At 71.6% G+C, this 20,570-nt stretch carries 20 protein-coding genes; 10 read left to right on the top strand and 10 right to left on the bottom strand.

The genetic code is table 11. The annotated features are described in order from the left end of the window. Positions 1–116: 116 nt before the first annotated feature. The 3 genes from ACGF5U_RS19020 to ACGF5U_RS19010 form a co-directional block, all read right to left on the bottom strand. Positions 117–494, bottom strand: coding sequence for a hypothetical protein (locus ACGF5U_RS19020; RefSeq protein ID WP_392715523.1), 378 nt, complete (start codon positions 492–494; stop codon positions 117–119). Beyond that, positions 491–1,078: a TetR/AcrR family transcriptional regulator gene (locus ACGF5U_RS19015; RefSeq protein WP_392715524.1), complete on the bottom strand. Its 588-nt coding sequence runs from the start codon at positions 1,076–1,078 to the stop codon at positions 491–493. Before ACGF5U_RS19015 ends, ACGF5U_RS19020 begins: the two co-directional genes overlap by 4 nt. A 71-nt stretch (positions 1,079–1,149) precedes the next feature. Continuing rightward, entirely contained in the window at positions 1,150–2,262 is a 1,113-nt protein-coding gene (locus tag ACGF5U_RS19010; protein WP_392715525.1) for a magnesium and cobalt transport protein CorA, read from the bottom strand. Between the two features lie 127 nt (positions 2,263–2,389). On the opposite strand from ACGF5U_RS19010, the gene ACGF5U_RS19005 reads away from it, so the two are divergent. Further along, positions 2,390–3,502 (top strand): winged helix DNA-binding domain-containing protein, encoded by a 1,113-nt coding sequence (locus ACGF5U_RS19005; protein WP_392715526.1) that lies wholly within the window; start codon positions 2,390–2,392, stop codon positions 3,500–3,502. Between the two features lie 38 nt (positions 3,503–3,540). Here ACGF5U_RS19005 and ACGF5U_RS19000 read toward each other — a convergent pair whose 3' ends face one another. Together ACGF5U_RS19000 and ACGF5U_RS18995 are read right to left on the bottom strand one after the other, a co-directional pair. After that, positions 3,541–4,203, bottom strand: coding sequence for a LysE family translocator (locus ACGF5U_RS19000; RefSeq protein WP_392715527.1), 663 nt, complete (start codon positions 4,201–4,203; stop codon positions 3,541–3,543). 182 nt (positions 4,204–4,385) lie between these two features. Then, the gene (locus tag ACGF5U_RS18995) at positions 4,386–5,324 is read right to left on the bottom strand and encodes a LuxR C-terminal-related transcriptional regulator (protein ID WP_392715528.1); all 939 of its coding nucleotides are present in this window, start codon (positions 5,322–5,324) and stop codon (positions 4,386–4,388) included. Between the two features lie 112 nt (positions 5,325–5,436). Between ACGF5U_RS18995 and ACGF5U_RS18990 the strand changes: the two genes are divergently transcribed. Then, positions 5,437–7,113 carry an AMP-binding protein gene (locus tag ACGF5U_RS18990; protein WP_392715529.1) on the top strand — a complete coding sequence of 559 codons (1,677 nt, stop codon included), beginning with the start codon at positions 5,437–5,439 and terminating at the stop codon, positions 7,111–7,113. Continuing rightward, complete coding sequence (locus ACGF5U_RS18985; RefSeq protein ID WP_392715530.1) at positions 7,110–8,732, top strand: AMP-binding protein; 1,623 nt, start codon at positions 7,110–7,112, stop codon at positions 8,730–8,732. The genes ACGF5U_RS18990 and ACGF5U_RS18985 overlap by 4 nt, the downstream gene beginning before the upstream one ends. Before the next feature lie 182 nt (positions 8,733–8,914). On the opposite strand, the gene ACGF5U_RS18980 is transcribed toward ACGF5U_RS18985, so the two are convergent. Next, on the bottom strand, positions 8,915–9,769 hold the full coding sequence (locus ACGF5U_RS18980) for a hypothetical protein (RefSeq protein ID WP_392715531.1): 855 nt from the start codon (positions 9,767–9,769) through the stop codon (positions 8,915–8,917). 200 nt (positions 9,770–9,969) lie between these two features. Here ACGF5U_RS18980 and gcl point away from each other — a divergent pair, with 200 nt between their 5' ends. Continuing rightward, positions 9,970–11,754, top strand: a complete 1,785-nt coding sequence (gcl, locus tag ACGF5U_RS18975; protein WP_392715532.1) for a glyoxylate carboligase — start codon at positions 9,970–9,972, stop codon at positions 11,752–11,754. Between the two features lie 112 nt (positions 11,755–11,866). Next, positions 11,867–12,037: a hypothetical protein gene (locus ACGF5U_RS18970; protein ID WP_392715533.1), complete on the top strand. Its 171-nt coding sequence runs from the start codon at positions 11,867–11,869 to the stop codon at positions 12,035–12,037. 378 nt (positions 12,038–12,415) lie between these two features. Here ACGF5U_RS18970 and ACGF5U_RS18965 read toward each other — a convergent pair whose 3' ends face one another. From ACGF5U_RS18965 to ACGF5U_RS18950, 4 genes are all read right to left on the bottom strand, one after another. Next, the gene (locus ACGF5U_RS18965) at positions 12,416–13,450 is read right to left on the bottom strand and encodes an N-acetylmuramoyl-L-alanine amidase (RefSeq protein ID WP_392715534.1); all 1,035 of its coding nucleotides are present in this window, start codon (positions 13,448–13,450) and stop codon (positions 12,416–12,418) included. A 634-nt stretch (positions 13,451–14,084) separates the two neighbouring features. Next, on the bottom strand, positions 14,085–15,542 hold the full coding sequence (locus ACGF5U_RS18960) for a catalase (protein ID WP_392715535.1): 1,458 nt from the start codon (positions 15,540–15,542) through the stop codon (positions 14,085–14,087). Positions 15,543–15,835: 293 nt separating this feature from the next. Continuing rightward, positions 15,836–16,729 carry a 2-hydroxy-3-oxopropionate reductase gene (locus ACGF5U_RS18955; RefSeq protein WP_392715536.1) on the bottom strand — a complete coding sequence of 298 codons (894 nt, stop codon included), beginning with the start codon at positions 16,727–16,729 and terminating at the stop codon, positions 15,836–15,838. Between the two features lie 35 nt (positions 16,730–16,764). Next, positions 16,765–17,622, bottom strand: coding sequence for a TIM barrel protein (locus ACGF5U_RS18950; RefSeq protein WP_392715537.1), 858 nt, complete (start codon positions 17,620–17,622; stop codon positions 16,765–16,767). 130 nt (positions 17,623–17,752) lie between these two features. Here ACGF5U_RS18950 and ACGF5U_RS18945 point away from each other — a divergent pair, with 130 nt between their 5' ends. The 5 genes from ACGF5U_RS18945 (at position 17,753) to pucL (ending at position 20,466) form a co-directional block, all read left to right on the top strand. Further along, complete coding sequence (locus tag ACGF5U_RS18945; protein ID WP_392715538.1) at positions 17,753–18,007, top strand: hypothetical protein; 255 nt, start codon at positions 17,753–17,755, stop codon at positions 18,005–18,007. Further along, positions 18,004–18,381, top strand: a complete 378-nt coding sequence (locus tag ACGF5U_RS18940) for a helix-turn-helix domain-containing protein (protein WP_392715539.1) — start codon at positions 18,004–18,006, stop codon at positions 18,379–18,381. The genes ACGF5U_RS18945 and ACGF5U_RS18940 overlap by 4 nt, the downstream gene beginning before the upstream one ends. Before the next feature lie 200 nt (positions 18,382–18,581). After that, positions 18,582–19,148 carry a 2-oxo-4-hydroxy-4-carboxy-5-ureidoimidazoline decarboxylase gene (uraD, locus tag ACGF5U_RS18935; RefSeq protein ID WP_392715540.1) on the top strand — a complete coding sequence of 189 codons (567 nt, stop codon included), beginning with the start codon at positions 18,582–18,584 and terminating at the stop codon, positions 19,146–19,148. Continuing rightward, complete coding sequence (gene uraH, locus ACGF5U_RS18930) at positions 19,145–19,534, top strand: hydroxyisourate hydrolase (protein WP_392715541.1); 390 nt, start codon at positions 19,145–19,147, stop codon at positions 19,532–19,534. Before uraD ends, uraH begins: the two co-directional genes overlap by 4 nt. An 8-nt stretch (positions 19,535–19,542) precedes the next feature. Then, positions 19,543–20,466: a factor-independent urate hydroxylase gene (gene pucL / locus ACGF5U_RS18925; protein WP_392715542.1), complete on the top strand. Its 924-nt coding sequence runs from the start codon at positions 19,543–19,545 to the stop codon at positions 20,464–20,466. The last annotated feature ends 104 nt before the right edge of the window (positions 20,467–20,570 follow it).

Genomic DNA, 20,570 nt, shown 5'->3' with positions numbered 1-20,570 from the left:
CCGCGCCCCCCCCGCACGGTGAGCCGCCCCGCCGGGCGCCGCGCACGGCCGCCGACGCGCGGCCGGCCGCACCGACCACCGGACCGCCGCTGTGATCAACCGGGCACGGCCGCCGGTCACAGGGCGCCGACAGCGGCCAGCGCCCCCACGGGGAGGAGCAGCAGCCACTGCGGCAGTCTCAGCCACGGCTTCGACCAGTCGGCTGCCAGCGATATCACCAGGAACGCCACGGAGTAGGCCAGGAAGTGGGCGGCCAGCAGCCAGGCCACCAGGTCGCCGCCGGGACGGTGGTACAGGGCCAGCCAGATCAGCGCGGCGGCCGCCAGGACCAGGTCGGCGGTGACCATGTGCCAGACGGCGTGCAGCACCCGGCGCGGCTCGTCCGGCAGATCGCCGCGCAGCAGCGGCCGGACCACGTCACGGCCCCCGGCGAGGACATGGATCGCGGCGACGCCCGCGCTGGTGAGGCCGGCGGCCAGGAACCAGCCGTTCACCGGACCTCGATTCCACGGCTGACCAAGGCGGCCAGTCGAGCGGCAAGCTCCCGGGTGGCGGGTTCGCCGACCAGTCCGACATGGAAGAAGACCGCTCCGGCCAGGGTGTCGAGCACCAGGTCCACCGGGACGGCGGAGTTCGTTTCGCCACGCTGGACGGCGCGCTCGAACACCTCGGTCAAGCCTGCCTTGGCGGGCGCCAGGAAGTGGCTCCGGACCCGGGTCCGCAGCTCGGGACTGGCGGCGAAGTCCGCGAGGAGCCCGGGCAGGGCCGCGGCGGCGGCCGGGGCGGTGAACTCCGCCAGCAGGCTCTCCACCAGCGCCGCCAGGTCACCGTTCAGGCTGCCGGTATCCGGGACGGGAGCCGACTCGGTGGCGGTGAAGACGGCCTCGTACACCAGCTCGGCCTTGCCGGACCAGCGCCGGTAGACGGTGTCCTTACCGCTACCGGCGCGGGCGGCGACAGCGCCGATGGAGGTGGCGGCGTAGCCCACCTCGGTCAGCAACTCGGCCGTGGCCGCCAGGATCGCCTCATGGGCGCGACTGTCTCTCGGGCGCCCGCGGCGACCGTCGGGAAGTGTCATGGCTCAAGCATTCGGGGCGACCCGTTTGGTAAATGCGCGGTCCGCCCGTACAGGTGTGTCCGGTGTGCCGCCTACAGCCAGTCCCGCCGCTTGAACACGAAGTACAGGCTCATGCACACCACCGCCATCAGCAGGATCGCGAAGGGGTAGCCGTACGCCCACTCCAGCTCGGGCATCGCGTCGAAGTTCATGCCGTAGATCGTCCCGACCAGCGTCGGAGCGAACAGGATCGCCGCCCAGGAGGAGATCTTCTTGATCTCCTCGTTCTGCTCGAAGCCGGCTTCCGCCAGGGCGCGCATCTCCGCGTTCTGCTGCTGGGTCACCAGGGTCGCGTTGACCGTGAGGATCTCGGTCAGGGCCTGGCGGAAGCCGTCCACGCGTTCGCTGGTGTGGGTGACGTGGTCGGCGACGTCGCGGAGGTAGCGCTGGAGCTCCTCGTCCGTGCCGTACTTGGCGAAGCCGGCCATCAGACCGTGCAGCATGGCGACCAGGGGGCGGGTGGCTCGCTGGAACTCGACCATCTCGCGGGAGAGTTCGTAGATGCGGCGGGACACCGCCGGGTCGCCGCGGAAGACCTCCGTCTCGATCTCGTCGATGTCGTTCTGCACGCCCGCCACCACCGGGGCGTAGCCGTCGACCACCGCGTCCAGGATGGCGTAGAGCACCGCTTCCGGGCCGAGGGCGAGGAGCTCCGGGGTCTCCTCCATGCGGCGGCGCACCGCCGAGAGGTCCGGCGCCGCGCCGTGGCGGACGGTGATCAGGAAGTCGGGGCCGACGAAGACGTGCAGTTCGCCGAATTCGACCTCCTCCTGGGCGTCCAGGTAGCGGGCCGCGCGCAGCACGACGAAGAGCGTGTCGCCGTACCGTTCGAGCTTCGGTCGCTGATGGGCCTCCATGGCGTCCTCGACGGCGAGTTCGTGGAGGTCGAACTCGGCCGCGAGCGAGAGCAGTTGCGTCTCGGACGGGCGGTGCAGCCCGATCCACGCCATGCCGTCCGGCTGCTCGCGCAGCTGCCGGAACGTCTCCGAGAGCGAGGTCGGCGCGGACACCTTGTATCCGTCGCGGTACAGCGAGGCCTGGACGACGCTGCCCTGGTCCCCCTGGGGCACGGGTACGGCGATCGGCGGGGACGCCTCCGGTTCTGGTCGGCGCCGCCAGTTGTGCTTTCGCGACGGCAGGGTCATCGCGGTCTCACCTCCTGTACTCCTCGAAGTCCCGAGCAGGATATACGCCCCGTTTTGACCGGGCATGACGGGTGGGGAACGCGGTTGCGGACAGAAGGTGTCCGCAAGCCTGAGTACCGTGCGGCGCATGGCCTCGACCGCACAGCCCGTGCTCTCCACCCGCGCCCTGAACCGCGCCACCCTCGAACGGCAACTCCTGCTGCGGCGTACCCCGATGTCCGCCCTGCATGCCGTCGAACACCTCGTGGGGCTCCAGGCCCAGAACCCCGGACCGCCGTACTTCGCGCTCGCCGCCAGGCTCGACGGCTTCCGGCCCGATGAGCTGTCCGGACTGATGGAGACACGGCAGGTGGCCCGGATCGTCAGCATGCGCTCCACCCTGCACACGCACACCGCCGACGATGTGCTCGCCCTGCGGCCTCTCGTCCAGCCGGCCCGCGACCGCGAGGTGTCCCTGTTCCGCAAAGGGCTCGCCGGGGTGGACCTGGACGTGCTGGCCGCCATGACCCGGGAGCTGGTCGAGGAGCGGCCGCGCACCCCGAAGGAGATCCGTACGGCGCTGCTCGCCCGCTGGCCCGACGCCGACCCGCTCGCCCTCACCGTGGCGGCCCGCTGCCTGCTGCCGCTGGTCCAGGTCACCCCGCGCGGCCTGTGGGGGCGCGGCGGGCAGGTCGCCCTCACCACCGCCGAGGTCTGGCTCGGCCGCGCGCCCGGCCCGGTGCCGGAGAACGCGGACGACACCGTTCTGCGCTACCTCGGCGCGTTCGGTCCCGCGTCCGTCAAGGACATGCAGACCTGGTCGGGGCTGACCCGGCTGCGGGAGTCCTTCGAGCGGCTGAGGCCACGGCTGCTGACCTTCCGCGACCCGTACGGGGCCGAGCTCTTCGACCTGCCCGACGCACCCCGCCCGGACCCGGAGACGCCGGCGCCGCCACGCTTCCTGCCGGAGTTCGACAACCTGCTGCTGTCGCACGCCGACCGCACCCGCGTCGTACCGGGAGAGCACAAGAACCGCACGTGGACGGGGAACCAGGCCCTCCGCACGTTCCTCGTCGACGGGTTCCTCGCCGGGACCTGGCGGCTGGAGGAGACCGGCGACACGGCCACGATCACGGTGCGGCCCTTCACCGCGCTCGACCGTGCGGCGCGCGCCGCCCTCGTGGCGGAGGGCGAGCGCACCCTCGCCGCGCTGAGCGCCGCCCCGTCGCGCGACGTACGGTTCGATGAGCCCGACGCGTAGGCGGGCCGACCGGGGCCGCCCGGGGCGGCGAGCCCGGCTCAGTCCGCGCGGCCCGTCGCCGCCACCGTCACACCGAGCCCGATCATCGCGAAGCCTCCCGCGCCGCCCACCAGCGACAGCCGCCGCTCCGAACCGGCGAACCAGCCGCGCGCCGCCGCCGCGCCCAGCCCCCACAGCGTGTCCGTCACCAGACCGATCCCGATCGGGACGAGGCCGAGCAGCAGCATCTGCGCGGCCACCTGCCCGGCCGCGTGGTCCACGAACTGCGGCAGCACCGCCGCGAAGAAGACGATGCCCTTCGGGTTGGTGATGCCCACGACCACGCCTTCCAGCGCGGTGCGCACATCCCCGTGCCGTACGCGCGGCGCGGCCGCCGCCCGGTCGGGCGTCCTGTCCAGCGCCGCCTTCATCGCGCCCCGGTGCCGGAACGCCTGCACGCCCAGGAAGACCAGATAGGCCGCGCCCGCCAGCTTCACCGCCAGGAACACCGAGGCCGACCGCTCGACCAGCGCGCCGACACCGAGGGCGACCGCCACCACGATCAGGTACGAGCCGGCGACGTTGCCCAGCACCGTCGCCAGCGCCGTCCGCCGCCCGTGCGCCAGGGCGCGCCCGATCACGAACAGCACGCTCGGGCCCGGGATCACGATCACCAGCAGTGACATCGCCGCGAAGGCGAGGAAGCGGTCCGTCGTCACCATGCCGACGACGGTATCCCCGGCGGGCCTTCTTCCGTCAGGGGGAGTCGTGTTCTGTTCTGCCGGGGGTTCTGCCGGGGGTTCTGCCGGGGGTTCTGCCGGGGGTTCTGTCGCGGGTTCGGTCGGGGGGCTATCGGGGTGTCCGTAGGCGACGGTGCGCCCACGGGTCTTCGCCGGGCGGACGCTCAGGGCAGCAGACCCGCCCGGCGCGCCGCGACCACGGCCTCCAGCCGGGTGTGGGCGCCGAGCTTCCGCATCGCCGAGCGCAGATAGCCCTTGACCGTCTCCGGGCGGAGCCCCAGCCGCCGCGCCGCGGCCGCGTTCGTCGCGCCCGCCGCCACCGCGGCCAGCACGTCCAGCTCACGGGGCGCCAGCGCGACGGGCGGCGGCCCGGCCCCGGCGGGGGGATCCGCCGCCGTGGCGAGGCGACCGCACGCCGCCAGGAGCTCGGCGCGCAGCGCGGGGTCGGCGATGCGGGGCGCCAGCGCCCGCAGCTCGCCGTGCGCGGCACGGACGTGCTCCCAGGCGGCGGAGCCACCGCCCGGTCCCGCCACCCCCGGTCCCAGCCCGCCCGGCCCCGCCACCCCCGGTCCCGGCCCGCCCGGTCCCGGCTGCCATCCGGCCGGCCCCCGGCCGGTGGCCCCCGCGCCGGGTGGGCAGCCCCACCGCGGCCGGGGCTCCGCGTCCCGTACGACCAGGGCCTGCTCCATGTCGCGGGCGGCCGCCACCGCCGCGTCGAGAATCCGGTCGCCGAGCCGCTGCGGGTGGCGCAGCGCCCCGTACAGCACGGCCCGCACCCTGCGCCGCACCACGACCGGTACCGCCACCACCGCCCGCAGCCCTTCCGCCGCCACCGCCTCGTCGTACTCGTGGCTGATGTGGCGGGCGGCGCGGTAGTCGGTGACCGCACAGGGCCGGGTCAGGGCGATGGACCGGCCGCCCAGGCCGCTGCCCGAGCTGACCGCGAGCCCGCGCAGCGCCTCGGACGACGTGCCGTTCAGCTCGCCGATGCGCAGCCGGCGCGGGTCGCCGAGCAGTCCGCCGAACGTGACCGGCAGCCCGGTGGCGCGGCGCAGACGCAGCAGGGCCGTCCGCAACTCCGCCACGTCCGCCTGCTCCGCCACGCGCACCGCCCCCTCACCCCCGTGCGGGCTCCTTCACCCCCGTCCGGGGGTAGTGAGACCTGCGTCACCGATTACACGATGCCGGTGACCGGTCCCGCAACGAGGAGGACACATGTCGGACAGCGAAGCGACGCGGGAGTTCCGGGCCGCCCGGGACTTCCTGCTGCGGCACCGGGAGGACTACGACACCGCGTACAAGGGCTTCAGCTGGCCACGGCCCGCCCGCTTCAACTGGGCACTGGACTGGTTCGACACCATCGCCGCCGCCAACGACAGGACGGCCCTGCACATCGTCGAGGAGGACGGTGCCGAGACCCGGCTGCCCTTCGCCCAGATGTCCGACCGCTCGGACCGGGCCGCCAACTGGCTGCGCGCCCAGGGCGTCAGGGCGGGCGACCGCGTCATCGTGATGCTCGGCAACCAGGCCGAACTGTGGGAGATCGCCCTCGCCGCGATGAAGCTGCGCGCCGTGGTCATCCCCGCCACGCCGCTCCTCGGCACCGCCGATCTCCGGGACCGGGTCGATCGCGGCCGGGCCCGCCATGTGATCGTCCGGGCACCGGACACCGCCAAGTTCACCGACGTACCGGGGGATTACACCCGTATCGCGGTCGGCGGCGCGCCGTCCGGATGGCTGCCCTACGAGGACGCGTACGAGGAGGGTGCGGGCTTCATGCCGGACGGGCCGACCGAGGCCACCGACCCGCTGATGCTCTACTTCACCTCCGGCACCACGGCCCGCCCCAAACTCGTGGAACACACCCACACCTCGTACCCCATCGGCCATCTGGCGACGATGTACTGGATCGGCCTGCGCCCCGGCGACGTCCATCTCAACATCTCGTCGCCCGGCTGGGCCAAGCACGCCTGGTCCAACCTCTTCGCGCCGTGGAACGCCGAGGCGACCGTCTTCCTGCACAACTACAGCCGCTTCGACCCGGCCCGCCTGATGGCCGAGATGGACCGGCACGGCGTCACCGCCTTCTGCGCCCCGCCGACCGTCTGGCGGATGCTGATCCAGGCCGATCTGTCCGCACTGCGCATCCCGCCGAGGGAGGTCGTCGCGGCCGGCGAGCCGCTCAACCCCGAGGTCATCGAGACCGTCCGGCGCGCCTGGGGCGTCACGATCCGCGACGGCTTCGGGCAGACGGAGACGGCCGTCCAGGTCTCCAACAGCCCGGGGCAGCTCCTCAAGGCCGGCTCCATGGGCCGGCCCAGCCCCGGCTTCCGGGTCGAACTCCTCGACCCGGTGACCGGAAAGCCCGGCGCGGCCGAGGGAGAGATCGCCCTCGACCTGTCCGGCCGGCCCGTGGGGCTGATGACCGGCTACCACGGCGACGCCGAGCGGACGGCCGAGGCGATGGCGAACGGCTACTACCGCACGGGTGACATCGCGTCCCGCGACGAGGACGGATACCTCACCTTTGTCGGCAGGGCGGACGACGTCTTCAAGGCCAGCGACTACAAGATCTCCCCCTTCGAGCTGGAGAGCGCCCTCCTGGAGCACGAGGCGGTCGCGGAGGCCGCCGTCGTACCCGCGCCCGACCCGCTGCGCCTCGCCGTACCCAAGGCGTACATCGTGCTCGCCGACGGCTGGGAGCCGGGCCCGGACACGGCGAAGGCCCTGTTCGCGCACGCGCGCAAGGTCCTCGCCCCGTACCAGCGCGTCCGCCGCATCGAGTTCGCCGAGCTGCCCAAGACCGTGTCGGGGAAGATCCGCCGCATCGAGCTGAGGGAACGCACGGCGGCCGGCTCGACCGACGAGTACCACGAGGGGGACTTCCGGTGACCGGCCTCTCCTACGCCCACGGGACGAGCGCGACCCCGCTGCTCGGCGACACCATCGGCGCGAACCTCGCACGGGCGGTCGCCCGCTTCCCCGGCCGCGAGGCGCTCGTCGACGTGCCGTCAGGGCGGCGCTGGACGTACGCCGAGTTCGGCGCGGCCGTGGACGAGCTCGCCCGGGCGCTGCTCGCCTCCGGGATCGCCAAGGGCGACCGGGTCGGCATCTGGGCGGTCAACTGCCCTGAGTGGGTGCTCACGCAGTACGCCACCGCCCGGATCGGCGCGATCATGGTGAACATCAACCCCGCGTACCGGGCCCACGAACTGGCGTACGTACTGAACCAGGCGGGCGTCTCGCTCCTGGTCGCGTCCCTGGCGCACAAGACCAGCGACTACCGGGCGCTGGTCGAGCAGGTGCGCGGCGAGTGCCCGGCGCTGCGTGAGACCGTCTTCATCGGGGACCCGAGCTGGGACGGGCTCGTCGCACGGGCCACTCCCGGCCACGCCGCCGAGCTCACGGCCCGTGAGGCGGAGCTGTCCTGCGACGATCCCGTCAACATCCAGTACACCTCCGGCACCACCGGCTTCCCCAAGGGCGCCACTCTCTCCCACCACAACATCCTCAACAACGGCTTCTTCGTGGGGGAGATGATCGGCTACACGGAGCAGGACCGCGTCTGTCTGCCCGTGCCCTTCTACCACTGCTTCGGCATGGTGATGGGGAACCTGGCGGCCACGTCCCACGGGGCGTGCGTGGTCGTCCCCGCGCCCTCGTTCGACCCGGCGGCCACCCTCCAGGCCGTCCAGCACGAGCGGTGCACGTCGCTGTACGGCGTGCCGACGATGTTCATCGCCGAGCTGAACCTGCCCGGTTTCGCCGCGTACGACCTGTCGTCGCTGCGGACCGGGATCATGGCCGGATCACCCTGCCCGGTGGAGGTGATGAAGCGGGTCGTCGCCGAGATGAACATGGCCGAGGTGTCCATCTGCTACGGCATGACGGAGACGTCGCCCGTCTCCACCCAGACGCGGCGCGACGACGACCTGGAACGCCGTACGGGCACGGTCGGCCGGGTGCTCCCGCACGTCGAGGTGAAGGTGGTCGACCCGGCGAGCGGAGTGACGCTGCCGCGCGGGGAGTCGGGTGAGCTGTGCACCCGCGGCTACGGCGTCATGCTCGGCTACTGGGACGACCCGGGGAAGACCGCCGATGCGGTCGACGCCGGCGGCTGGATGCACACCGGCGACCTGGCGGTGATGCGGGAGGACGGCTACGTCCGGATCGTGGGCCGGATCAAGGACATGATCATCCGGGGCGGTGAGAACGTCTATCCCCGGGAGATCGAGGAGTTCCTCTACGGCCATCCCAAGATCGCCGACGTGCAGGTCGTCGGGGTGCCCGACGAGCGGTACGGCGAGGAGATCCTCGCCTGTGTGATCCCCCGCGACCCGGCGGACCCGCCCACGCACGAGGAGATCACCGGGTACTGCCGCGACCGGCTGGCGCACTACAAGATCCCGCGCCGGGTGGAGCTCCTGGAGGCGTTCCCGATGACGGTGAGCGGCAAGGTACGGAAGGTGGAGCTGCGGGAGCGGTACGGGAGCTCACGCGCCGACGCCTAGGTGTATTGCTCACGAGCGGGCAGGTACGGCGCGCTACGACCTGGCACGGCGCTGTACGGCGCCTACGTGCGGCCGACCCCCGCGTGGGGCTGTCTCTGTGCGTGGCCGCCCCCGCGGGCGGCTGCCCCTGCGCGCGGCCAACCCCTGTGCGTGGCCAGGCGTCGCGGGGCGCTGGGCGGCGGTCACGCCCCGCTCGCGAGCAGCTCGGCGGCCGCGCTGTTCACCGGCTGGGGCGTGCCCGTGAGGTCCATGACGAACAGCGGCAGCCCGACCCCGTCCGCGCGGGTGCGGGCCTTCTCCTCGTACCCGGCGAGCGAGAAGTGGACACTGAGGGCCGAGGCCGCGAGGCCCTCCAGCCACAGGCACTCCACGGCGCGCAGCGACACCGGCCGTGTCGTGGGGTCGACCTGGGCGATCAGGCCGGGGCCGCGCAGTTCGATGCCGGACGGCGAGGCGCCGAGGCGCTCCTCGGGCTGCACGACGCCCCGGAACCCGAGCCAGCGCAGGTAGCGGGCGGCCGCGGTCACGGCGTCGCGTGCGGTGCGGATGGTGACCGGGCTGAAGGAGGGGCGCGGCACTCCGGCGGCCGTGGCCGGGGCCGGCTGGATGTGTGCGGTGGCCCGTACGGTCGACACGCCGGTGGTCGATGCCGTCGCGCCCGGCCCCGGTTCCCCGGGCAGCGGGTCGCCCGGCCGGGTATCGCCGGTCCCCGCCTCGCCGGGGCTCGCGGCCGGTGACGGTCCGGTGGACGGCGGTTCCGCCTGCCGCGCCGAGGCGACCGGGCGTACCGGGATCCGCAGCACCGTGCCGCAGGGGCAGCCCAGCTCGGGCTGCGGCCACTGGTTCTGGCGGCCGCAGGCGGCGCAGCGGACGTCGACCCACTCGTCGGTCCAGGTGCGGTGCGTGATCGGCTCGGCGGGAGCGTCCTGGAGCAGGGGCGGCGCGACGGGCGCCCCGCACGCGCACGGGTAGACGGGCGGCGCGTACACATGCGCCCGGCGGCAGGCCGGGCAGCGTACCGGCACGTTCTCTCCCACAGCGATCGGCCCCTTTCGTTCCGTCACCCATCGTCCACCAACCCCGGCCGCTTGGGGAGGGAGTTCGGCCATCCCTTGACGTGTTCCGGGGCGCCCGCCTACATTGCTTCCACATAACAGAAACACACTTCCGCATTACGGAAAAAGCTCTCAGGTGGCGCGACAGAGCTTGAATCCGCCAGGCCGAAGCAGGAGCACCCATGCCTCGTATGACCGCCGCCCGAGCGGCAGTTGAGATCCTCAAGCGCGAAGGCGTCACCAACGCGTTCGGTGTGCCGGGCGCGGCGATCAACCCCTTCTACAAGGCCCTCGAACAGGGCGGCGGCATCGACCACACGCTCGCCCGTCACGTCGAGGGCGCCTCGCACATGGCCGAGGGCTACACCCGCACCCACCCGGGCAACATCGGTGTCTGCATCGGTACGTCCGGCCCCGCGGGCACCGACATGATCACCGGCCTGTACTCGGCCATCGGCGACTCGATCCCGATCCTCTGCATCACCGGCCAGGCGCCGACCCATGTGATCCACAAGGAGGACTTCCAGGCCGTCGACATCGCGTCGATCGCCAAGCCGGTCACCAAGGCGGCCACCACCGTCCTGGAGGCCGCCCAGGTCCCCGGCGTCTTCCAGCAGGCCTTCCACCTGATGCGCTCCGGCCGCCCCGGCCCGGTCCTCATCGACCTGCCGATCGACGTCCAGCTCACCGAGATCGACTTCGACCCCGAGACGTACGAGCCGCTGCCGGTCTACAAGCCCGCCGCGACCCGCGCCCAGATCGAGAAGGCGATCTCCTTCCTGCTGGACTCCGAGCGCCCGCTGATCGTCGCCGGCGGCGGCATCATCAGCGCCGACGCCGCCGACCTGCTGGTCGAGTTCGCCGAGCTCACCGGCACCCCGGTCATCCCGACCCTGATGGGCTGGGGCGCCATCGCGGACGACCACGAGCTGAACGCCGGCATGGTCGGCGTCCAGACCTCGCACCGCTACGGCAACGCGAACTTCCTGGAGTCCGACTTCGTCCTCGGCGTCGGCAACCGCTGGGCCAACCGCCACACCGGCTACAAGCTGGACGTCTACACCAAGGGCCGGAAGTTCGTCCACGTCGACATCGAGCCCACCCAGATCGGCAAGATCTTCGCCCCGGACTACGGCATCGCCTCCGACGCCAAGGCCGCGCTCGAGCTCTTCGTCGAGGTGGCGAAGGAGCTGAAGGCGGCCGGCAGGCTGCCCGACCGCTCCGCGTGGGTCGCCTCCACCCAGGAGCGCAAGGCCACGCTGCAGCGCCGTACGCACTTCGACAACGTGCCGATGAAGCCGCAGCGCGTGTACGAGGAGATGAACAGGGCCTTCGGCCCGGAGACGCGCTACGTCACCACCATCGGCCTCTCGCAGATCGCCGGCGCGCAGATGCTGCACGTCTACAAGCCGCGTCACTGGATCAACTGCGGTCAGGCGGGCCCGCTCGGCTGGACCATCCCCGCCGCGCTCGGCGTCGCCAAGGCGGACCCGGAGGCGCAGGTCGTCGCGCTCTCCGGCGACTACGACTTCCAGTTCATGATCGAGGAGCTGGCGGTCGGCGCGCAGCACCGCATCCCGTACGTCCACGTCCTGGTCAACAACTCCTACCTGGGCCTGATCCGCCAGGCACAGGCGGGCCTGGACATCAACTTCCAGGTCAACCTGGAGTTCGAGAACATCAACTCGCCCGAGATCGGTGTCTACGGCGTCGACCACGTCAAGGTCGCCGAGGGCCTCGGCTGCAAGGCCATCCGCGTCACCGAGCCGGACCAGCTGCTGCCCGCCTTCGAGGAGGCGAAGAAGCTGGCCGCCGAGTACCGGGTGCCGGTCGTGGTCGAGGCGATCCTGGAGCGGATCACCAACATCTCGATGAGCCGCACCATGGACATCAGCGACATCACGGAGTGGGAGGAGCTGGCGACCGAGCCCGGTCACGCCCCGACGGCGGTCCGGCCCCTCGCCTGACCCGCACCTGAACACCGCACCGCAGGGGAACCGACCGGCCCCCGCCCCGGATGACCACCGGGGCGGGGGCCGGTCCGTGTGCACAACCGCGCCAGCGGGGTAGCCGAAGGGCATGGCCGAGGTAGTGGATGCCGACGAACTGCTCCGCCGACTGCGGGTCGCCCGCGACTGGGCGCGAGCGGAGGAGGACCACGCCGCCGACGAGATCGCCGAGACCGCGTACCGGGCGGTGCGGATGGTCTTGGACAAGCTGGTCGACCCCGCCCGGCCGGTGAGCCACTGAGCGCGAGCCGGCCGACCGAGGACGGCGGCGTGGCCATGCGAGGCCGCGTGGTCATGCAAGGCGGCGTGGCCACGCATGGCGGCGTGCCCAGGCATGGCGGCGCGAGTGTGCAGGGCGGCCGCGTGCGAGGCCGGCGCGGGCCTGTACGGGTGTTTGTCGGCCTGTACGGGTGGCGCGGGTCTGTACGGCGACGCGGGGACGGCCGGGGCGTGCGGGTGGCCGGGTGTGCGCGGCGGCCGGGGCGCGGGCGTGGCAGCCGCGCGGGCCTGTGGCGACGCGGTCGTGTACGGCGGCGTGGGTGTGCGGGGTGGCCGGAGGTGTGCGGCGTGGCCGGAGTGTGGGGGGTGGCCGGGGTGTGCGGGGGCGGGACGCCCCGGGTCAGGTGGCGTAGGTGTGGCCCGAGACCGTGCGGTGGACGAGGCGGCACGCGGCGTCGGGCCGTACGTCCAGGCGGAGTTCCTCGCCCGCGACCAGGCGGCCCGCGTCCGTGAACCGGTGCTCGACCGTGCCGTGCGCGTCGGCGTAGGCGTACTGGGGACGCCGGTTGCTCCGGGTGCCCTTGTGGACGCGGTGGAAGCGGGCCGTGACCCGGGCGCCGGCCGGCAGCCCGGTGATGGTCAGATGCACCCCGACGCTGTACGAACCGGGCCCGGCGGCGATGCGGCCGCCCTCCGCGGGCAGGGCCAGCAGCGTCCAGGTGCCCTTCGGCAGGGCGGCGTCGTGCGTGTTGTTGGCGTCGATCACGGTCATCGGCTCCTCCTCGACGGGTGGTGACGGGGGCGTGGGCGTGCTCTGGCCGGAGAGGCGGGCGGCGATCCGGTTCCGCATCCAGGACATCGACGTGAAGCCGGGGCCGCGCGGGTCGGACTTGTCGTCGGACCATTCGCTGTGCCCGATCACGCTCTTCGCGGACCAGCCGTGCGCCCGGCAGATCGCGGCGGACGCCCGCTCGATCGCCGCCAGTTGGGCGGCCGGCCACGGGTCGCGGCCGTCGCCGAGGTTCTCGCACTCGAAGCCGTAGAAGTGCCGGTTGCCGTCGATGCCGTCGCTGTTGCCCTTCGTCGGCACGGGCGGTCTGGTCCCGTACGACTCGGCCTTCACGGCCTCCAGCACGGCCGGGTCGCCGCCACCGGCGTGGTTGGCGCGGCCGTTGCCCACGAGGTGGACGGTGCCGTCCTTGGTGATGACGCCCAGGCACAGCGGGCCGGGCAGGCCGCTGTAACCGTCACGGCAGATCGCCACCGTACGTGCGCTGCCGCTGGTGACGGTGTGGTGCACCATCACCCCGTGCACGGGGCCCCACGGGCCGACGTGGTTCCGGTTGTGGGTACGCCAGTCGCCCACCTCCACGACCTTGACGCCTTCGGAACGGAAGGCCGACAGCAGGCGGTCGGCGGATAAGGGGGCAGCCATGAAGCCTCCAACGGCGGTGTGGGGGGACGGTGTTCACGCGGGGTCGCGAACCCGTCACGGAGAGCATTCCCCGTCCCGCCTGTCGTGACGCCGCCGTTCCTGACGGCTTCTCTTCTCCTTCCTCCTTCTCCTCCTCGCCCTCTTCTCCCTCTTCTCCCTTGTCTCCTCCTTCTCTTCTCCGTCCGCCGTGTCCGCTGGGGCCGGGAACACGTGAACGGAGGGCGGCGCACGAGAAGAGCGCGGAACAGGGACCGTAAACCTGTTCCGCGCTCTGGCTCTGTGCTGCTCTGTGCTGCTCTGTATCGCTCTGTGCCGCTCTGTGTCGCTCCGTGCGGGGAGGGGACGTGAAACCGTCCGACGGTGCGAGGCTGGCGCGACAGGACGTTCGCGCCGCCGGACGGGGTTCGTGGGGGAGGTATGGACCGCGGTGGTGGCGACGGGAGCGTTCCGGCCGGCCTTCCTTCAGGTCAAGAAGGCGACCGAAGCTCCCTCACCACCGCACTGGTGCGCCCACCACCGCGGTCCTCACGCCGTCCGTACCGCCGGCCACCCCTCATCCGGGCCCGCGGTGCGGACTGCGTACGGCGACCGACCTCCCGCCGGATGCCGTACGCGGTCTGGGGATGTGTCCGGCTCAGTCCTCGCGGATCGAGCGGACCGCTTCCTCGACGCGCTTGCCGTAGTCGGCGTCGGCGGCGTGGAAGTGGGCGAGGTTCTTCTCGATGACGTCCTCGCGTGACACCTGGGCCAGGCTGCCGGCGATGTTCGCCACGAGGCGGGCCTTCTCCTCGTCCGACATCAGCCGGTAGAGCTCGCCGGCCTGGAAGAAGTCGTCGTCCTTCACATGGGCCGGGGCGGCGTGGGTGCCGGTGTGGCCGGAGACCGCGAGGGCGGCCGACAGGGCCTGGTCGGTCTGCGACGGGCCGGAGTAGGAGTTCGGCTCGTAGTTCTTGTCGTGACGGGAGCCGTTGCGGGTGGCCATGAAGCCGTCGCGGCCGTAGTTGTCCGCGACCGTGGCCTTCGGGGCGTTCACCGGCAGCTGGGTGTGGTTGACACCGAGGCGGTAGCGGTGGGCGTCCGCGTAGGCGAACAGCCGGCCCTGGAGCATCTTGTCCGGCGAGGGACCGATGCCCGGCACGAAGTTGTTCGGCGAGAACGCGGCCTGCTCGACCTCGGCGAAGACGTTGTCCGGGTTGCGGTCGAGCACGAGCCGGCCGACGCGCTGGAGCGGGTAGTCGGCGTGCGGCCACACCTTGGTGAGGTCGAACGGGTTGAAGCGGTAGTCGGCCGCCTCGGCCGCCGGCATGATCTGCGCGTACAGGGTCCAGGACGGGTTCACCCCGCGCTCGATCGCCTGGAGCAGGTCCGTCTGGTGGGAGTTGGCGTCGCTGCCGACGACCTCGGCCGCCTGCTCCGAGGAGAGGCAGCGGATCCCCTGGTTCGTCTTGAAGTGGTACTTGACGAAGAAGGCCTCGCCGTCGGCGTTCGTCCACTGGTAGGTGTGCGAGCCGTAGCCGTTCATGTGGCGGTACGAGGCGGGGATGCCGCGGTCGCCGAACAGCCAGGTGATCTGGTGCGTCGCCTCGGGGGCGTGCGCCCAGAAGTCCCAGACGTTGTCCGCCTCCTGCTTGCCCGTGAACGGGTCGCGCTTCTGCGAGTGGATGAAGTCGGGGAACTTGATCGGGTCCTTGATGAAGAACACCGGGGTGTTGTTGCCGACGAGGTCGTAGTTGCCCTCCTCGGTGTAGAACTTCACCGCGAAGCCGCGCGGGTCGCGGACCGCGTCCGCGCCGCCGAGGGAGTCCGCGACCGTGGAGAACCGGAGGAAGAGGTCGGTGCGCTTGCCGACCTCGGAGAGGAAGGCGGCCTTCGTGAACGCGGTGACGTCGTCGGTCACCTCGAAGTAGCCGTACGCGCCGGAGCCACGGGCGTGCACCACGCGCTCCGGGATGCGCTCCCGGTTGAAGCGGGCGAGCTTCTCCAGCAGGTGCTGGTCCTGGAGGAGGAGCGGGCCACCGACGCCGGCGGTGGCGGAGTTCTGATTGTCGGCGACGGGGGCGCCGGACTCGGTCGTGAGCACGCGCTGGGCCATGTTGTCGGGTCGACCTTTCGTGCGGGAGCTGCTGGCGGTGCACAGGAGCGTAAGTACGCCCCGAAGCTGACGTCAACAGTTTGTTGAAAGAGGAGGGGAGGGTTCCGGACGGCGCCGGCGCCTGGGCGCGACAGGACAGGTGTCAGCGCCGACGCCGCCGGAAGTCTGGCCCGACCCGGGGCCGTGTCAGGAGCGGAGGACCGGGTCGGGAGCGGGATGGGCCGCGGGGGCGGGGCGAGCCGCGGCGTGCCGGGCCGCGCGGGCGGCCGGGCCGCGGTTCGCCGCGGGCGGGGTCAGACCTGGGCGCCCGAGAGGCGCTCGACGGCGCGCAGCAGGGCCGAGTGGTCCAGGCCGCCGTCACCCTGGGCGCGCAGCGAGGCGACCAGCTGGGCGACCACGGCGCCGACGGGCAGGGCGGCGCCGACGTTGCGGGCGGCGTCGGTGACGATGCCCATGTCCTTGTGGTGCAGGTCGATCCGGAAGCCCGGCGCGAAGTCGCGGTTGAGGAAGTTGTCCTTCTTGCGGGTCAGCACGGTCGAGCCGGCCAGACCGCCGTTGAGGACGTCCAGGGCCGCCTTGAGGTCCACGCCGGACTTCTCCAGGAAGACCACGGCCTCGGCGCACGCCTGGATGTTGACCGCGACGATCAGCTGGTTGGCGGCCTTCACCGTCTGGCCCGACCCGTGCGGGCCGCAGAGCACGATGGTCTTGCCGAGCGCCTCCAGGATCGGCAGGGCACGGTCGAAGTCGGCCTGCTCGCCGCCCACCATGATGGACAGGACGGCCTCGATGGCACCCGCCTCACCGCCGGACACCGGGGCGTCGAGCACCCGCACGCCCTTGGCGGCCGCGGCCTTCGCCAGGTCGATCGAGGTCTGCGGGGTGATCGACGACATGTCGATCAGCAGCGCCCCCTCCGCGGCGTTCTCCAGGATGCCGTCAGGGCCGTACGCGATGGCCTCGACCTGCGGCGACGCGGGCACCATCGTGATGATGACGTCGGCGTCCCGTACGGCGTCGGCGATCGAGGCGGCCGCGGTGCCGCCGGCCTTGGCGAGCCGGTCCAGCTTCTCCTGCTCCAGCGTGAAGCCGGTGACCTGGTAGCCGGCCTTCAGCAGGTTCTCGGACATGGGCGAGCCCATGATGCCGAGCCCGATCCAGGCGACCTTGGGGAGGGTGGTGCTCATGAGGGTTACCTCTTTCAAGAAAGCTCGAGGGTGGGTCAGTTGGCCGCGCGCAGATGCCGGGGCAGCCAGTCGAAGCTGTCCGCGCTCGGGCGGTCGCCGGCCTTGTACTCCAGGCCGACCCAGCCGTCGTAGCCGGCGTCCCGGAGGCGCAGCAGCAGCCCGCCGAGGTCGAGGTCGCCGGTGCCCGGCGCGCCACGGCCCGGGTTGTCGGCGATCTGGACGTGACCGGTCTTCGCGGCGTACGCGTCGATGACCGAGGGCAGGTCCTCGCCGTTCATCGACAGGTGGTAGAGGTCCAGCAGGAAGGCGGCGTTGCCGAGGCCCGTCGCCGCGTTGACCCTGTCGACCACATCGACGGCCGCCGGTGCGCTCACCAGCGGGTAGCGCGGCGACTCGGGCTGGTTGAGGGCCTCGATCAGCAGGATCGCGCCGATCCGGTCGGCGGCGCGGGCCGCCAGGACCAGGTTCTCCAGGGCGAGTTCGTCCTGGACGGCCGGGTCGACGCCGTCGACGCGGTTGCCGTAGAGGGCGTTGAGCGCCTTGCAGCCGACGGACGCGGCGAAGTCGGCCACCACGTCGATGTTGGCGCGGAAGCGGTCGGACTCCTCACCGGGTACGGAGAGGGCGCCGCGGTCCGGGCCGGGCAGCTGTCCGGCGTAGAAGTTGAGGCCCACCAGCTGGGTGCCGGCGTCGTCCAGCGCCTTCTTCAGCGCGTCCAGCTCGCTCTGCGGCGGCGTGGGGGTGTCGATCCAGGGCCACCACAGCTCGACCGCTGTGAAGCCGGCCGCGGCGGCGGCCGCGGGGCGCTCCAGGAGCGGAAGCTCGGTGAAGAGGATCGACAGGTTCACATCGAAGCGCTGGTCCTTGCCTGCGTCTTCTGAAAAGCGGGCCATGAGGGGCGGCGCTCCTTCCGTATTGCGGAAGTTCGTTTCTGCTTAACGGAAGACTGCAAGCAGGGTGTCCGCCTTGTCAAGAGGCGCCCGCGAAGTGGACCCCCTCGGCGGCGGCGTTACCGTGTGGGGCATGGAGCGATTGAGGGTCGAATTCACGACTGAACCGTTCGATCTCGACGAGGCGCCGGCCCATGCCGTCGTGGCTCGCGAGGTCATCCAGGGCGCCGCGCTGGACGCCGTGGACGTCGGACCGTTCGGCAACACGGCGGAAGGTGCCGCCGACGCCGTGCTCACGGCCGTCGACACGCTGTTGCGGCGGAGCCTGGAGGCGGGAGCCACCCGGGTGTCGCTCCAGGTCAATGTGATCGGGGAGGGCGAGAAATGACGGCACCGGGAGACCACCCGCTGATCACCGCGGTGAAGCCGCTCGTGGACGCGATGGGGGGCCGGATCCTCGTCCCCGCGCAGGCCGGGCCGGACGACGTGGTGCTCGCCTGGGAGGGCGAGGACGTGCTCGCCGTGCGGCTGCCGCAGCTCGCGGACTCGCTGGACCACATCCTGGCCGCACTGGAGAGGCGGCACGGGATGCCGCTTTCGGAGCTGGACCGCAAGTCCAAGCAGGCGGTCGTCCGCACGCTGGAGGCACGCGGTGCCTTCTCCGTACGGCATGGCGTGGAGACCGTCGCCGGGGCGCTCGGCGTCAGCCGGTTCACCGTCTACAACTACCTGAACAGGGAGAACGCCGCGAAGGCGGAGTAGCCGCCGGGTCCCGGGCGGCGGGATGATCGAGGGGTGACGCACGGCCGTCGTCCGGGTGTCCGGACGGCGGCTTTCGTGTTCCCGAGTTTTCAACAAAGTGTTGACGTCGCCTCGTCGTAGGGCGTTAGCTATCCGCAGCCCGTCCGACGCACAGCGAAAAACAGCCACGGAGGCTTCCCGTGACTTCAGGTTCACCGCGCTTGCCGGGGGAGGCTCCCGGAGCCCCCGCCGGCCTCACCCGGTTCAACACCTCGGCGGACAGCGACGCGCTCGCCGCCCTGCACGAGGTGTGTGCCAGTTCGGCGTGGGGCGGCAGGCTTCTCGCCCAGCGTCCGTACGCCACCACCGACGCCCTGCTCCTCGCCAGCGACGCCGCCATGGCCGAGCTGACCGCCGAGGACCTGGCCGAGGCGATGGCGGGGCACCCGCCGATCGGCCGCCCGAAGCCGGGGGACCCCACGTCCTCCCGTGAGCAGAGCGGCATGGCCGGCGCGTCCGATGCGCTCAAGGCCGAGATGCTCGAACTGAACCTGGCGTACCAGGACAAGTTCGGTCATGTGTTCCTCATCTGCGCCACCGGCAGGACCGGTGAGCAGATGCGCGACGCGGTCCGTGAGCGGATCACCAACCCGCCGGAGCGGGAGCGGGAGATCGTGCGCACCGAGCTGGGCAAGATCAACCGCATCCGGCTGACCCGTCTCGCAGAGGCCGCAGAGGCCGCAGAGATCGCAGAGGTCGCGGAGAACGCGGAGGAAGACAACTCATGAGTACGGCAACCACCGCATCGGTGTCCACGCACATCCTGGACACCAGCGTCGGCCGCCCCGCCGAGGGCGTCGCCATCTCCCTGGCCGCCCGCGCGGGCGGCGCCGCGGAGTGGGTGGCGCTCGGCGGCTCCGCGACCGATGCGGACGGGCGCTGCAAGGACCTCCCGGCACTGCCGGAAGGCACGACCCACGTACGTCTCGACTTCGAGACCGAGGCGTACTTCGTCAACAAGCAAGCCGAGGCACAGCAGGACGCCCCCGCGACACGGGACAGCGGCGTGTTCTTCCCCGAGGTGGCGATCACGTTCGCCGTCGTACCGGGCGAGCACTACCACGTACCGCTGCTGCTCAACCCGTTCGGCTACTCCGTTTACCGAGGGAGCTAGCAGACACCATGCCCACGATTCTCGGCCAGAACCAGTACGGCAAAGCAGAGAACCGCGTCGTGAAGATCACGCGGGACGGCGCAACGCACCACATCAAGGACCTCAACGTCTCCGTCGCCCTCTCCGGCGACATGGACGACGTCCACTACTCCGGGTCCAACGCCAACGTCCTGCCGACCGACACCACCAAGAACACGGTGTACGCGTTCGCCAAGGAGTACGGGATCGAGTCCGCCGAGCAGTTCGGCATCCACCTCGCCCGGCACTTCGTGACGAGCCAGGAACCGATCCACCGGGCGCGCATCCGCATCGAGGAGTACGCCTGGGAGCGGATCGAGACCTCCGACGCCAACTCCAAGTTCATCGGCTCCGACGAGGTCAAGCACTCCTTCGTCCGCAAGGGCCAGGAGACCCGCCTCACCGAGATCACCTACGACGGTGAGAGGTGGGAGGTCATCTCCGGTCTCAAGGACCTGATCGTCATGAACTCCACCAACTCGGAGTTCTGGGGGTACGTGAAGGACAGGTACACGACCCTCCAGGAGGCGTACGACCGCATCCTGGCGACCCAGGTGTCCGCCCGGTGGCGGTTCAACTGGACCGACGACGAGCAGCGCATGCCGCAGTGGGAGAAGTCCTACGAGCAGGTCAGGAAGCACATGCTCCAGGCCTTCGCCGAGACCTACTCGCTGTCGCTGCAGCAGACCCTGTACCAGATGGGCTCGCGGATCATCAACAACCGGTCCGAGATCGACGAAGTACGGTTCTCCCTGCCGAACAAGCACCACTTCCTGGTGGACCTCGAGCCGTTCGGGCTCAAGAACGACAACGAGGTCTACTTCGCGGCGGACCGCCCGTACGGCCTGATCGAGGCCACCGTCCTGCGGGACGGCGTCGAACCCCGCATCCCCGTCGACATGACCAACCTCTGACGCGGGACCCCCGCGCCGGACGGGCCCGGCCCCGCCCGCCCGCCGCCGCCCGCCCCCGCATCCGGCGGGCGGCGGCGGGGCGGGACCGGCACCCGACCCGGACT

The sequence above is a fragment of the Streptomyces sp. NPDC047886 genome, assembly GCF_043204435.1.
Taxonomy (GTDB): domain Bacteria; phylum Actinomycetota; class Actinomycetes; order Streptomycetales; family Streptomycetaceae; genus Streptomyces.
The sequence above is the reverse complement of the archived record's forward strand: the minus strand, read 5'-3'. Positions and strand labels throughout refer to the sequence as shown.

Excerpts from the sequence above, each read along its gene's own strand:
- ACGF5U_RS18960 (WP_392715535.1), bottom strand. The coding sequence starts at position 15,542 with ATGGCCCAGCGCGTGCTCACGACCGAGTCCGGCGCCCCCGTCGCCGAC.
- pucL (WP_392715542.1), top strand. The coding sequence starts at position 19,543 with ATGCCCACGATTCTCGGCCAGAACCAGTACGGCAAAGCAGAGAACCGC.
- ACGF5U_RS18970 (WP_392715533.1), top strand. The coding sequence starts at position 11,867 with ATGGCCGAGGTAGTGGATGCCGACGAACTGCTCCGCCGACTGCGGGTC.
- gcl (WP_392715532.1), top strand. The coding sequence starts at position 9,970 with ATGCCTCGTATGACCGCCGCCCGAGCGGCAGTTGAGATCCTCAAGCGC.
- ACGF5U_RS18945 (WP_392715538.1), top strand. The coding sequence starts at position 17,753 with ATGGAGCGATTGAGGGTCGAATTCACGACTGAACCGTTCGATCTCGAC.
- ACGF5U_RS19000 (WP_392715527.1), bottom strand. The coding sequence starts at position 4,203 with ATGGTGACGACGGACCGCTTCCTCGCCTTCGCGGCGATGTCACTGCTG.
- uraH (WP_392715541.1), top strand. The coding sequence starts at position 19,145 with ATGAGTACGGCAACCACCGCATCGGTGTCCACGCACATCCTGGACACC.
- ACGF5U_RS18990 (WP_392715529.1), top strand. The coding sequence starts at position 5,437 with ATGTCGGACAGCGAAGCGACGCGGGAGTTCCGGGCCGCCCGGGACTTC.
- ACGF5U_RS18955 (WP_392715536.1), bottom strand. The coding sequence starts at position 16,729 with ATGAGCACCACCCTCCCCAAGGTCGCCTGGATCGGGCTCGGCATCATG.
- ACGF5U_RS18965 (WP_392715534.1), bottom strand. The coding sequence starts at position 13,450 with ATGGCTGCCCCCTTATCCGCCGACCGCCTGCTGTCGGCCTTCCGTTCC.
- ACGF5U_RS18940 (WP_392715539.1), top strand. The coding sequence starts at position 18,004 with ATGACGGCACCGGGAGACCACCCGCTGATCACCGCGGTGAAGCCGCTC.
- ACGF5U_RS19010 (WP_392715525.1), bottom strand. The coding sequence starts at position 2,262 with ATGACCCTGCCGTCGCGAAAGCACAACTGGCGGCGCCGACCAGAACCG.
- ACGF5U_RS19015 (WP_392715524.1), bottom strand. The coding sequence starts at position 1,078 with ATGACACTTCCCGACGGTCGCCGCGGGCGCCCGAGAGACAGTCGCGCC.
- ACGF5U_RS19005 (WP_392715526.1), top strand. The coding sequence starts at position 2,390 with ATGGCCTCGACCGCACAGCCCGTGCTCTCCACCCGCGCCCTGAACCGC.
- ACGF5U_RS18950 (WP_392715537.1), bottom strand. The coding sequence starts at position 17,622 with ATGGCCCGCTTTTCAGAAGACGCAGGCAAGGACCAGCGCTTCGATGTG.